Here is a 13,817-nt window from a genome sequence, read left to right on the forward strand (position 1 = left end):
ATTCGCATATGCGATGCAATTATATGTATTATCCTCAAATTATATTCTCCCTAATCTGCAAAGCCCACTCTCATCAATTTGTATCATTATTAATAGACTTTTTGTATACTGCTGGATTACCAGCATAGCATGCATAAGGTTCGGGAAGGCTTTTCGTTACAACAGACCCGGCAGCCACAATACAGTTGTGTGGCACAATCACTCCCGGAAGTATTGTCACATTTGCAGCTATCCAAGTATCATGCCCTATCTCAACATTTCTTTCATAATGATCAACTGTCTTACCCTGTCCTTTGCTTCCATATTTCAAGTTTCTGGTTAGAATAGTTGAACCATATGACAACACAACATTGTCTTCGATTTTAACTTTACCATGTCCTTGAATGTAAACATTTTCGTTAATTGCTATGTTTTTTCCAAATGTCACATTGTGCGATACTTCTATCCTGGGAATCCCATGCAGTTTTATGCCATGCCCCCATAAAAAAGGGTGAAGCGCTTTATAAAATCCACATTTTATTGCATTCATTATTCGAAAGATACTGTCTTGCATAACCTCTGACATCCTTTCAATTCAAGCATTATAGCTTGAGAAGTCTACCTAGTTTATCATCCCAATCATCAGGAATAAAACGTCCAAAGCCTGATTCTGGATAAAACGTCATTTCTCCAAAATATACGTTACCACCAACAACATACAGATCCACCCTTAAGAATTTTGTACCTTCCGCTAGCTTCTTGGATATTTCTAACATTTCATTTAAATTGTCCGGTTTTCTAATTACTACATCCTCAGCTGTATGATATTGATACTGAAATTCCAATAAATTCCACTCAGCATCATACATATTTCTCTTATGCTCTGTGAACCTATCTATATCCACTTGAATAAGCTTAGGTTCTCCATTAAAACAGAAAACCTTGTAGTCTTTTATAGCTTTGCCATCTTCTTGTAATAGCTTTTCAGCCAAAATCATCTTCTTTACATTTTTATATGGCCATTCTCGTCCATAAAGATAATAATCATACTTCATATGACGTAATACTTTTTCTCTTAAGTCTGCCTTATTTATTGTGCGTTTATCTCTGCAAATAAAAGTCCCCCCACTGTCGTGATTAGTTTTTATAACAAACGAATCTGGTAAATGCTCAAAATCTATATCATCAAAATTCTTCCACGTTCCCAATGTCGGTATTATATATTTTTCACCAATGATACCGGAAACATAGTCTTTAACCTTAACTTTATCAACACAAGTCACATATCGATTTTGTCTATCATGCAACTTTAGCCACTGTATCTTTTCATTGAACGTTGTTGGATTTGATAGATTTAATCGCTTTCTCATTTTGTAATAGTACTTTATTTTTAAATATGGTCCATCCGGAATAAAACGTAACAAACCTACTAAACGTCTAATATTCATGTCCGTATTCCTTCTCTAAAAAACGCCATAACCAAAGCTTTATAGATTCTATAAGGTATAATAAATACCACAATTTGTGAAAGAACCACATAGCATAAATCTATAACGTTGCATTCATTTCTTTTAAAAAGAATCATTTGAGCTTTAATATAATCTCTGCAATTCCCCCAGCACTTTTTTCTCCGAACACTATCCCTATCAGCTCTGAACAAAAGAATAATGTCTTGTATGTTATATCCGCGGCAATCATTATGGAGCATATGAGAAAAAAGAACATGATCCTGCTTTCTTCTCAGTTTTCCATATCCACCACATCTAATAACATCACTTTTTCTATACATGACAGCAGGATGATTAAATGCACTTCTTATCCGCATTCTTTTTACTATATCCCGGTGCAGCTCAGGTACTTTACGTATTGACACTATATTCTGCAGGTCATTTTCAAATTCACCTATATTGCCACTCACAATTGAAAGTCTTGGATTATTTTTAAAAAGCTTTAGTTCTTTAGCACATCTATCAGGAAGTGAAATATCATCGGAATCCATTCTTGCGATGAGTTCATTCTTGCAGTATTTAATGCCTTCATCCAAGGCAACTCCAAGGCCATGATTTTCCTTTAAGGTAACAACTGTAAACAAATCGGGAAACTCTCTAACATACTGATTAATCAGACTATCAATTTCACTGTTTATAAGTCCATCCTTAACCAATACAAACTGATCCGGTGGTATAGTCTGATCTAACATACTATCAATGCTTTGCTTAAGATACTCGGATTTATCCTTGGCATACACGGACATTAACACGCTATATTTTCCAAACTCGGTACTCGTTTCTTGCATTCAGTTATCTCCGCAGGTATAGAAAGCACATAATACTGGATAATATAATTATAATCTATATATTGTTCTTTGTCATAGAAAAAAGCGTAGATTTTGTGTTATCTACGCCTTTTGTTCCGTACTTTTTATTATCTTCAAAACATTATCCAACCTTCTGGCTTCTCTTGTTCATCAAGTGAACCATCTCTTTTTCAAAGCCTTCTGTGCTCTCGCCCCGGAACATAACTTTCAGGGTAAGGAGAATGATACGAATATCAAGACCAAGTGACTGGTTCTCAATGTAGAGAAGATCTAGTCTTAACTTATCAAACGCAGAAGTATTATACTTGCCAAAGATCTGTGCGTATCCGGTAAGTCCGGCCTTTACCTTCATCCTATACTTGAATTCCGGAAGTTCCTTTGTGTAGAGTTCAACGTGCTCTACTCGCTCAGGTCTTGGTCCTACGAATGTCATATCACCTGCCAGAATATTAAATACCTGCGGAAGCTCATCAAGTCTGTATTTGCGGATAATGTTGCCGACCTTTGTAATTCTAGGATCACTGTTAATGGTAGGCTGAATGCCCTTCTTCTCTGCATTTACAACCATGCTTCTGAACTTGATGATGTCAAAGACTTCTCCATCCTTAGTACATCTCTTTTGCCTGAAAAAGACAGGTCCGCCATCCTCAATCTTAATGGCAAGAGAGATAATAAGCATTGCTGGAGCAAAGAAAATCGCAAAGAAAATACCAAATACAATATCAAAAATTCTCTTGGAATTGAGTTTCTTTTTGTCCTCATAGACGTAATCATACTTCATGAGAGGAGTGTCAAGAAGATGCCTTGTTGAACAGCCTTGAAGAATTATATCCTCAATTCTTGGTGTGAAATAAAAGATCTTACGCTCGTCTATACACTGCTGCATGTAAACTCTTCTGTACTCTACAGATAATCCATACATGATTACAGCACAGCATTCGGAAAGTTTTTCTTCAAAAACAGCCTGAGTTATTGTCTCATATTCAACATACTTAAAATCAAATAAATGATTGTACTTCTTGAGAATTCTTTCCTTGAACCTGTCAGCCTCATCCTTTGAAACCCAACTTCCGATCAGCAAAAGAGTCTTTTGCGGCTGTACACATGACATGAACACACGCTTGGACATAGTTATAATAAGCGCCGTGCCAAGTGTCTGAAGTATTACAATTATAAGTCCGGGAATAAAGCTGGTGTATCTGTTTCTGATGAGGTTTCCCTCAACATACAAAATCAGATCTGCGATACTGAAGGAGATAGCCTGTGAGATGACCATCTCTGCAATAGAAGAAGACGCAATCCTGAAAGCATTATACAGATTGCATAATCCATTATAGATGAAGATATATATAATTATTGAAATGATACCGCCCAGCACATAGTAGGTCTGGAATGCATTGCGATTGTAGTATGCACACCATATGAATGCAAACAATCCTATGTTCCAGAGCATGACCAGGGCTTTGGCTGTATGTGTAACCCTTTTGCTCTTCAAGACTGACTCCTCATCATTTCGATAAAGACCGGTTTCACGCATTCAATATCAACTGCTTTTATTATAATCTATATGTTGTACTTTGTCACAGTTTATCGGCAGATTTTGTGCTATTTTATAAAATCTTTAGCTTTAACAAAGTACACCTCATATGATATATCGGTAAACAATTATCAAAACTGAAGAGGATTTCAGAAATATTATTTACTTATATTCTCGCGCACTCATACGCATCAAGCGGAAGTGCAAGGAGTTCAACTATCTTAAGTTCGTCGCAGGCATCATTTACTGCATTGTGAGTCTCGCGATACCCGCCATTGCCCGTTAACATGTGCATTATGGGCTCGACGCCGTAGTTAGTCTTAAGGCGCCCTGTTTTGCAGCAAGGGGCAGTATCAGGAATAAATTTGTTGTACTGGCGATACGCTGCAATCCTCATGATGTCGAACCATTCAAAGCCGCATAGCTCAGGAAGATGGCCAAGATCAAATTTGGCATTATATGCAAATATCCTGCTGATGCCACTATCCATAAGAAACTGTCCTATGTCTGCCATAGCCTCGTCTCTCGTGCAGGTGATGGCTTTTGCGTCTGTCTTGTACATAACTCCGGAAAACATTCCGCCCACGCGGCACTCCGGATCGAAGATGTAATATCTTTTACCAAGTAAGGCAAACGTCTCGGCATCTGCAAGCGCTACGCCCAGGGACATGACTTCGTCACGCCAGTTGGTCTCTGTGTCGATGACCGCTATCATGTCTTCTGACGAATCGGGAACGAAAGGTGCTGATACAGGTTTTGGCGCAGCAACTATCTTCATTTCAGCAGTTGGCTTTGGCGCCGGTGCTGGCTGAGCAGCCTTGGTCCTCGGACTAGCCGATGGTGTTTTTATCATATTAAGGAAATCGAGTGAAGAATTTACGTTCATGGTGGTATTATAGCACAAACATCTCCATAACATTTTCCCTAATATCTTTGATATTAAGAGGGCAATACTCTGTTTCAAACGTCATGAGCAAATTCTTGCCAAAATAGATTCCATTCTTTCTGTAATCATTAAGTTTAATCAAGTTTTTGGCTCTTTATTCATCATCTTCCAGAATTCCCAAATGCTCGTGATAAATCACTCTTCGCCTCTTTACATCAAGCAAAGTGAAATCAGGGTACTTGGCTCTTCCATCCTTTAAAACCAGCTTACACTCATATCTGTATGGAATTCCCAGGTCGTAATACATATCCGCCAACAATTCCTCTGATTTTGAGCGAACCATCTCACCTTTATTGGTTGGATATATCTTTTCCTCGGGTTTGTAGGTGCTGGCTATAAATGATTCGTTTTCCCATGATTCGGCGTAGGATTTTTCATCAAGTATATAAGGTGAAATATACTTTCTTTTGCTTTTATGCAATTCTTCCTCAGACTTTTCAGCTAGCTCTTTGCCCTGGAATTCAATCAAATTATCGATAAGCTCAATTTCTTTCCTGGCTCTTTGCAAAAAAACTCCATCGTATTCTTTTTGGATCAGAGCTGATACAAGAGGCTTGCTCTTCGCATTCATGTACTTTCCGCTAAAGCCGGTCTTGCTCGTAACATGGTAAAATTGCTGAAATCCATTACCGTTTTGGGATGCTCTGATCCTGCCTTCAGGCGCATGCTTTAAATCTGCTTCTGCACATTTGAGTGCCTTTAAGAGCTCTTGTTTTCTATTTTGCAAAGCTTGTATGTATTCGTGATTCAATTATTTTTGCTCCTTTGGTATTTGTGGTATATCTATTTCATATTTGTGGATTGGTAGGACTAAGAAGGGATTAGATTAAAATCAGTCCGCAGTAATCAGGTATAATACTTGATCGATTCATTGCTTTGTCGGCCCATATAACTAATGAGTTTGTATTAGTCCGATATGACACGCGAACTGTATCGGACTGTATTTCTGCTCGTCATGAAGCAGTCCGATTTCTTATTTGCAAAAGACATTTTCAGCTTGATTCTGTCGGCTTGATTTAAATGGAGTGAACTTCTAGTCCGACACACTCTCTAAAAAGTGAATCGTATCAGTGAAATATGTCGGCTCAAGATGCGCCTGTGCACAACGCCAGTCCGCAAAATAGAAGAAAAATCCCAAAAAAGTGTCCAATATCCAATCCGCAAACAAGAAAACATCCTTCAAAAAGAAATTCCAACAAACATGCAGGAACCAGAAGACACTCATCCCGGGACTCGGCACAGAACCGCGTCCCATAAGGCCATGGCGCCACATCCCCCGGCACATGACATGACACAAAAATAAGTCACGTCCAGGTCGCCAAAAGCCCACAAAAAAGGCAAGTAAAAGAACGCTGCAGAAATCGCAGCAAACGCACCCAAAGATGGTTCCTACATGTTTATTGTTTGAAGATATCACCCGGCAAAGAAACAGCGAATTCGACACGCTGCATGCCACGGATCCTGCCTGGAAACCCCAGATGCAAAATCCTGAAGTGATTGCTCCGAAAGGAGCAGAACTATGTTCTCCGTTTCACCTAGGCCACATTATCATCAAAAAAAAGACTTGTAAATAGGTTTGCTGCAATCTTAAGAAAATCTATCGCAAATCTTAAGAAAGTCATAAGAATTTGATGTTTTACCGCAACAAAAAAGACTGCGAAGCGTTACACTTCGCAGTCCTATTTTCGCCACTAAACCTCAATAGACTAAAGGCAAATCATAAATTACTTTCCAAACTTAAGGAATCCGATTGATCCAACAAGTGGAGCGTCCTTAGCCTTGCCCTGGAATACATATACGATAGAGATGATTCTGCATACAAGGATAATGATCTCCAAAACTGCACCAACGATCCATCCTACAATAGGAATGATAAAGAACAACAGAGCAAGAATTCCTGCAATGTCATACTGGATGTTAACCTTGGTGTGGAACTTGATGAACTCTGAATCCTTAACATAGATTCCTGCAAGGATACCAACAAGGCATGAGAAGAAGTAAGGAAGAGCTGCAAACAACTTGTTGTCTGCGATATCCTTAGCATCAAACTCTGCTGTGTGATCGCTTGGATCAAACTTCTGGTACTGCTGGAATCCAGGCTGTGGCTGGAATCCAGGCTGTGGCTGGAAGCCCTGCTGAGGCTGGAATCCGGGCTGTGGAGCAGGTGCAGGAACAGGAGCAGGTGCAGGAGCTGCCTGACCGGCTTCAGGAGCAGGTGTAGGAGCAGGCGCACTGTCTGTCAAAGCACTTCCACAATTATTGCAAAATACTGCATCATCAGGAACCTGAGTTCCGCAATTAGCACAAATCTTCATCTTTTTTCCCTCCATTTACTGAATTTTCATACTTCACTATTTTACATTGATGATTCAGTAAATTCAAGTTTATCAGCAGTATTTCTGAAGGGTCTTTCTTACAGCACCTGTGCCGGCGATGAGCTCCATAAAGTAATCAATAACTCTATCTGAGAGACCAATCTTCTCAAGATCAACTCCGAAAATGGTAGCATCCTTAAGCAGAGGCAGAACTGCTGCCTTTACCTTATTTCTGTCACTCTCACCAAGCGCAATATCCTTAACATAGCTCTGAGCCTTCTCAAGCATCGGATCAGGACTTGGCTCAAATGAAACGCCCTCATCATTAACGCCCATGAGGTAGCGCAGCCATCCGGCATGAACCAGTGGAATGAGCTTGAGGTTATTGACATCAAGTGTATCTGAAACAGCATAAGCCTTGATTGTCTCACCGAATCTGATAGGGAGCTTTTGTGAAGTATCACAGGCGATACGCTGTGGTGTATCAGGCATGAACACGTTAGGAATTCTCACATTAACAACTGTATCAATGAACTCCTTAGGGCTGATAACACCGGGATCTGTAACAACAGGAAGTCCCTCAACATAGCCGATCTCCTTGACCAGTTTAACGAGGTTCTCATCCTTCATCTCGTCTGAAATCTTGGTGAATCCAAGAACGCATCCGTAAATAGCAAGAGCTGTGTGAAGAGGATTAAGGCATGTGCAAACCTTCATTCTCTCAACCTTATCAACAGTCTCCTTCTCGGTAAAGATAACGCCCACCTTCTCAAGTGCAGGTCTTCCGTTAGGGAACTTATCCTCAATAACCAGATACTCACTCTCCTCTGCATTAACGAAAGGCGCAACCCAGGTCTTCATGGAAGTAACCACGGGCTCAAGCTCCTCAACGCCGTCCTTTTTAAGAATCTCGTTGACTGAGTCGTCGGGTCTTGGTGTGATCTTGTCGATCATTGACCAAGGGAAGCTTACCTTGTCCTCGTCGTCGATATATGCCTCAAATCCGGGATCTGCCTTGCCTGCAAGTACCCATTCCTTGGCAAAAGAGCTAACGGCTGCATATAACTTGTCTCCGTTATGTGAGCAGTTATCGGTGCTTACCATTGCAATCTTCTTCTCGCCTGCTTTGTATCTTGCATACAAAAGAGCTGCAACCTTACCGATATAGCTCTTTGGAGCCTCAGGTCCGTTCTCAAAATCTTCTTTAACAGCAGGAAGTGTCTCACCTGCAGCATTTACAAGGCTATAGCCCTTCTCTGTAATAGTAAATGTAGCCATCTGAAGAGAGTCAGCTGTAAAGATCTCCTTAAGTCTTCCAAACTCATCAGCTCTTGCAGAATCAAGAATGCAGGACTCAGCAATACTTGCTATAACAGACTTCTCAACATTGCCGTCAGCCTTGAGAGTAACCAGGATTGAGAGATTATCATGAGGTCTGTACATCTTCTCAATGATCTCATAATCAAATCCCTCTACTACAGTAAGGCCTTTTGTAGCATATCCTTCTTCAAGCATTCTCTGTGCAAGATTTGCCTGGAATGCTCTGAAGATATTACCTGCTCCAAAATGAACCCACTGTGGAGCTGCAACAGTCTCAGCTACCATCTTCTCTCTATCATATGTAGGTACAAAGTACCCTTTCTCTTTCCATTCACTATTCTTAATAGAATCCTTATTTAATACCATCTCTTCATTCCTCTCTATAACTCTCTAATTTACAAACACAAACATCATCTGTTCTCAAGTAAACTGTTCAATTCATCCACACACCCATATACCTATAGCTATCGATGAACAGCCCGGACCAATATAATTAACCATTCGGGCGATTTTGATGTTGTGGAGCTTAGACATATGCATCATAAGTGGCTCTCCACGCAATGATGCATGTCCATGGCTAAGCGGAGCGCTTAACATCACGAGCCCGGATGGTTAATTATATTGGTCCGGGCGTCCCCTTCTATAGCTTATCGTGTGTGCTGCTTCTCGATTGCTTCCCAAAGACCATTGATGTAGGTTGCACCAAGAGCTCTGTCGTAGAGGCCGTAACCCGGCATTGCTACTTCGCCCCAGATCATTCTTCCGTGGTCTGGACGGATAGGTCCGTCAAAGCCTGTCTCGTAGAGAGCCTTAACGATCTCGTACATATCGAAGGTTCCATCTGATGAGAGGTGAGCTGCCTCCTCAAAGTTTGTAGGTGAGATGAACTTGAGGTTTCTTACGTGTGCGAAGTGGATCCTGCCCTCAAGTGCTCTGATCATGTGAGGAAGGTCGTTCTCAAGGCTGGTTCCGTATGAGCCTGAGCAGAAGGTTACACCGTTGTGTACATCATCTACAGCCTTCATGAGCTTTAAGATGTTCTTCTCATTGTTGATGATCCTTGGAAGTCCGAATACTGACCATGCCGGATCGTCGGGATGGATAGCCATCTTGATATCATATTTGTTGCAGACAGGCATGATTGCCTTAAGGAAATAAACAATATTTTCAAAGAGCTTGTCCTCATCGATTCCGCTGTAAAGCTCAAAAAGCTCTTTTACATGAGCCATTCTCTCAGGCTCCCAGCCGGGCATTACAGTGCCGTTCATCTCACCTGAAATTGACTCAAACATCTTCTCAGGATTGATGGCATCTACTGCTTCCTGGGTGTAAGCAAGTACGGTTGAGCCGTCAGCTCTTTTCCTTGCAAGCTCTGTTCTGGTCCAGTCGAAGACAGGCATGAAGTTGTAGCAAACCATGTGGATGTCTTCCTTACCGAGGTTCTCAAGAGTCTTGATGTAATTGTCGATGTGCTCGTCTCTGTCCTTGGTTGCTGCCTTGATGGCATCTGAAACGTTGACTGACTCGATACCTGAGATCTTCATATCCTCTGCAGCAACGTCTGCCTTAAGGGCTTTTATCTCATCCTGTGTCCAGAGTTCTCCGGCCTGCTTGTTGTAGAGTGTTGTGATAACTCCCTTAACTCCGGGGATCTGTCTGATCTGCCAAAGCTTAACAGTGTCGAATTCCTTGCCGTACCAGCGAAGTGTCATTTCCATAATCTGTAATCTCCTTTTCTATAAAAAACAATGATACTTGGCGTTTGTTTCTATGGTCCTAGCATAAACTTCCTTGCAAAAACTTAGAATAGAATTACTTGTTGCCAACTTTGCAAAAGTTGTTGTACAATCATGGCATGAAAAACAAACTGCGATCATCCTTTAATTCAAGACAGTACATGGTATCCTCCGACTTCGAGGTCTTTTACTACTCCGACAGGGACTTTAAGACCTTGAGTCCCCATGCCCACAACTACTACGAGTGCTACCTTTTCATCGAGGGCGATATCACCATGGAGATCTTCTCGGGAAAAGACAAGGTGGAGCGCCACAAGATGTCCCAGGGCGACCTTATGATAGTCCCTCCCGGAATCATGCATCACGCCCTCATGAACGATCCTTCCCAGAATTACAGAAGGTTTGTTTTCTGGATCAGCAAACAGTGCTGTCAGAGCCTCATGGACGAGTCCGTGGACTACATGTATCTGATTCAGAAGGCTGAAGCCTTTCACAAATACATCTACCACCTTCCTCCGGCGGAGTTCCACCAGGTTGAATCCAAGTTTCTGCGTCTTCTTGAGGAGATATCCAGCGAGCGCTACGGCTCTGATGCTGCGCGACACCTGTGCCTGTGCGACCTGATCCTTACCATCAACAGAGTCATCTACGACGAGGATCACAAGGAAAGCGGATCGGAGGAACTGTCTCTTTTCCAGAACATTCTCTCCTACGTTGAGAGTAACCTTGAGGACACCCTGTCTCTCGATGACATCGCAGGCCAGTTCTATGTCAGCAAGTACTACATCTCCCATCTGTTCAAGGACACCTTAGGAGTATCGCTCCATCAGTACATAATAAAAAAGCGCCTTTCGGAATGCCGTAATGCAATCACCGGTGGCGAGAGCATCACAGCAGCCTACGAGCGCTTTGGCTTCAGAGATTATTCAAGTTTTTTCAAAGCCTTCCGTAAGGAGTACGGTATGTCCCCAAAGGAGTACCAAAACCTTTATTCGAATCGCCTTTTGAAATGATCCTTTTCCAGTTCGGGGAAAAGATATAGTAACCAATCATGCAGAGCATTCCAAAGGCGAAAGATACCGGGAAGCACAGCATGATGTAGGTTCCGTCAAAGAATCTGTTAATGATATACGCGCAGGGGATCCTGACTGCCCAGAGCATCATGAGGTTGATCAGCGTTGTGTACTTTACAAAGCCCACACCGTTTACGATGTTTGAAATGCAGTTAAACACCGCATAGCACCACTGGGACAAAAGCACCGCAACCACGTATCTCCCTGCATACATAAGCACAGTTTTATCCTGAGTAAAAAATCCAAGTATCGGCATTCTGAAGGAAATGAACATGAGACCCAGGGCCAGTGTTGCAATTCCGTTCAGGGCCGGTATTTTTATGTACCCTTCTCTTAATCTGTCATAGTTCTCAGCACCGAAGTTCTGCCCGGAGAAAGTGGACGCTGCTGAAGATACAGCAGTAATGGCGACGTTGGTGATACCCGTGATTCGCCCTGCCACTGAAGCTCCGGCCATGAACCGGTACCCTTGCGCATTCACCAGGGTCTGCATCGCCATATGCCCGAAGGAAAACAGCGAATTGTTGAGACCGATGGGAACACCTATTGTAAGTATCTGCTTCATTTCCTGCATATTCAAAGCCCTTGGGAGGAAACTAAATGAAAGCTCAGGAAATTTCTTTTTTATGTAAAAGACACTTACAATCCAGGAAACAAACATGGAAATTCCGGTAGCAAGCGCTGCTCCCTGAACATCCATCGAAAACATTGCAACGAACAACAGATCAAGAATTATATTGGTCACACAGGAAACCACCAAAAACCACAGAGAAGCCACGCTGTCTCCAAGGCCTCGCAGGATTCCCGCATTCATGTTGTATCCGATATTTCCAAGAGCGCCAAGGAACACGACTCTTGTGTACATAAGAGCCGCTGCTTCTACATCCTCTGGAACACCCATAAACCGTAGAATAGCCGGCGCCATAAGATAGCCCAGTATCGCGATCGGGATTCCGCTCATATAGACCAGTGAAGTTGAAGCCTCAGCGATGTCTTTTACCCGCTTATCATCTCCTGCGCCGATCCGCTGCGAAACAAGAATGGATGCGCCTGTGCCGATTCCAAGAAACACGCACAGTAAAACCTCCACCGGCTGAGAGCTCGTCCCCACAGCCGCCAGGGCTTTATCACCGCAATATCGCCCAACTATCAGCGTATCTACCGTTGTATACAGCTGCTGCAGAATGTTTCCAAGGACGATGGGAATCGCAAAAAGGATCACATTCTGAATTATGCTGCCTTTTGTCATATCAATCTTCTTCGTTTTCATGCCTCTATTGTGCTTCATAATCTAATAATTTTCTTATGGATTTATTCCCTGATGCAGTCAAAAATAATGAAATCATGTCATTTTGATGCTATGATTAATGTCACAGCAAATAAGTAAAACTATCATGGAGGACACTTTTATGGCACTTCCTCTGCCCCGTGGCAAACAGTTCACCATCATATACCGCATGCTCTCATCCGACTTTGAGATGACGTCCATGGAAGTGGCTTCTGACCACTATTCCTTGGGATTTATCATCCACGGCGACAGAAAGGTCATAACGCCTACCAAGACCTTCATGCTCCATGCGGGCTTTATCAACGGAATGCCGCCCTACGCCTATCATCGCACAATCCCAGGATCTTCCGATTATTACGAGAATTACCTCATCAAGTTTTCGCCTGATTATGTAAAAGAGCTTACGGAGAGCCTGGGTGCTCAGTTTCTGGATAACCTCTATGCGCAGTTCCCAAAGGAGTTTGACGACGAGGACAGGAAAGAGCTCTTTTCCCTTGCAAGGACGCTGCTTGATGCCTACGATCACCTGAATAAATGCGACAATCCCGAGGACGAGCGTGTCGCGCAGCTAAAGGTAAAGCACCTCTTCTATGCTCTTCTGCTTATGATAAACGACAAGGGACGCAGCGCCCGGGAAAAGACTGTGCTCCACAACAAGGCGCTGTCTGAGCCCATCATGGAAGCTGTTTATTTTGTGGAAAAGAACTATAAAAAGAGTTTAAAGATCGAGGATGTGGCTGCCATTTCCGGGTATTCCGTGACATACTTCTCAAAGCTCTTTTGCGCCCAGCTGGGAAAGCCATTCTCAGAGTATCTGTGTCTTACGAGGTTAAAGCATGTGCAGAATCTCCTTCTGTCGACAGACATGTCTGTGATGGACATCTCACTGGAGTGCGGATTTTCCTACCCTGGCAACATGACAGCCAGCTTTAAAAAGGAGTTTGGCATGACTCCTCTGCAATTTAGAAAGCAGAACAAAAACTATTGAACTACCACCACCGTCTATGACGGAAGTGGATTCCTGCTTCAGCCACCCGGGTTATTATCTCACACAGAAATATCCTGGTGAGTTTTCCCCACGGTGTCCACAGGCGTTTGGTTTCCGTAGTCCCTACGGTACCTTTATTTCGTTTATGCTACTGAAGGCAGCAAGGTTTTTCCTTTACTCAGGATATTGATCGCAGCATTTACGTCTCGGTCATGCATAGCCTTGCACTCAGGACATGTCCATTTGCGGATACTAAGGGCTTTGGTTTTCGGCTCCTTGTGTCCACATATATTACAGGTCTGTGTTGAGGCATAGAAC

General features: G+C 42.5%; 13 protein-coding genes. 2 read left to right on the forward strand and 11 right to left on the reverse strand.

Annotated features, from left to right (window positions below; translation table 11 throughout):
* Positions 1-73 precede the first annotated feature (73 nt).
* The 9 genes from G632_RS21380 to uxuA form a co-directional block, all read right to left on the reverse strand.
* The gene (locus tag G632_RS21380; protein ID WP_022769796.1) at positions 74-553 is read right to left on the reverse strand and encodes an acyltransferase; all 480 of its coding nucleotides are present in this window, start codon (positions 551-553) and stop codon (positions 74-76) included.
* Between the two features lie 28 nt (positions 554-581).
* On the reverse strand, positions 582-1,427 hold the full coding sequence (locus G632_RS20090) for an ATP-grasp fold amidoligase family protein (protein WP_022769797.1): 846 nt from the start codon (positions 1,425-1,427) through the stop codon (positions 582-584).
* A complete protein-coding gene (locus G632_RS0113200) occupies positions 1,424-2,275 on the reverse strand; it encodes a glycosyltransferase (protein WP_022769799.1) in 852 nt (283 codons plus the stop codon). The genes G632_RS20090 and G632_RS0113200 overlap by 4 nt, the downstream gene beginning before the upstream one ends.
* Positions 2,276-2,417: 142 nt before the next feature.
* Positions 2,418-3,791: an exopolysaccharide biosynthesis polyprenyl glycosylphosphotransferase gene (locus tag G632_RS20095; protein ID WP_022769800.1), complete on the reverse strand. Its 1,374-nt coding sequence runs from the start codon at positions 3,789-3,791 to the stop codon at positions 2,418-2,420.
* Between the two features lie 208 nt (positions 3,792-3,999).
* Positions 4,000-4,737: a hypothetical protein gene (locus G632_RS0113210; protein WP_242826724.1), complete on the reverse strand. Its 738-nt coding sequence runs from the start codon at positions 4,735-4,737 to the stop codon at positions 4,000-4,002.
* A gap of 136 nt (positions 4,738-4,873) precedes the next feature.
* A complete protein-coding gene (locus G632_RS0113220; RefSeq protein WP_022769804.1) occupies positions 4,874-5,530 on the reverse strand; it encodes a hypothetical protein in 657 nt (218 codons plus the stop codon).
* Between the two features lie 973 nt (positions 5,531-6,503).
* A complete protein-coding gene (locus G632_RS0113230; protein WP_022769805.1) occupies positions 6,504-7,094 on the reverse strand; it encodes a zinc-ribbon domain-containing protein in 591 nt (196 codons plus the stop codon).
* A gap of 72 nt (positions 7,095-7,166) precedes the next feature.
* Positions 7,167-8,780: a mannitol dehydrogenase family protein gene (locus G632_RS0113235; RefSeq protein WP_022769807.1), complete on the reverse strand. Its 1,614-nt coding sequence runs from the start codon at positions 8,778-8,780 to the stop codon at positions 7,167-7,169.
* A 281-nt stretch (positions 8,781-9,061) separates the two neighbouring features.
* The gene (gene uxuA / locus G632_RS0113240; RefSeq protein WP_022769808.1) at positions 9,062-10,132 is read right to left on the reverse strand and encodes a mannonate dehydratase; all 1,071 of its coding nucleotides are present in this window, start codon (positions 10,130-10,132) and stop codon (positions 9,062-9,064) included.
* 137 nt (positions 10,133-10,269) lie between these two features.
* Between uxuA and G632_RS0113245 the strand changes: the two genes are divergently transcribed.
* Positions 10,270-11,163: an AraC family transcriptional regulator gene (locus G632_RS0113245; protein ID WP_081647167.1), complete on the forward strand. Its 894-nt coding sequence runs from the start codon at positions 10,270-10,272 to the stop codon at positions 11,161-11,163.
* Here G632_RS0113245 and G632_RS20100 read toward each other — a convergent pair.
* Positions 11,087-12,493 (reverse strand): MATE family efflux transporter, encoded by a 1,407-nt coding sequence (locus tag G632_RS20100; protein ID WP_022769811.1) that lies wholly within the window; start codon positions 12,491-12,493, stop codon positions 11,087-11,089. The genes G632_RS0113245 and G632_RS20100 overlap by 77 nt on opposite strands.
* A 139-nt stretch (positions 12,494-12,632) precedes the next feature.
* Between G632_RS20100 and G632_RS21385 the strand changes: the two genes are divergently transcribed.
* Positions 12,633-13,499 (forward strand): AraC family transcriptional regulator, encoded by an 867-nt coding sequence (locus G632_RS21385; protein ID WP_022769812.1) that lies wholly within the window; start codon positions 12,633-12,635, stop codon positions 13,497-13,499.
* 143 nt (positions 13,500-13,642) lie between these two features.
* On the opposite strand, the gene G632_RS22590 is transcribed toward G632_RS21385, so the two are convergent.
* Positions 13,643-13,817: zinc ribbon domain-containing protein (locus tag G632_RS22590; RefSeq protein WP_155828889.1), on the reverse strand; the 175-nt coding region annotated here is incomplete at its 5' end.

The sequence above is a fragment of the Butyrivibrio sp. NC2007 genome (assembly GCF_000421405.1).
Taxonomy (GTDB): Bacteria; Bacillota; Clostridia; order Lachnospirales; family Lachnospiraceae; genus Butyrivibrio.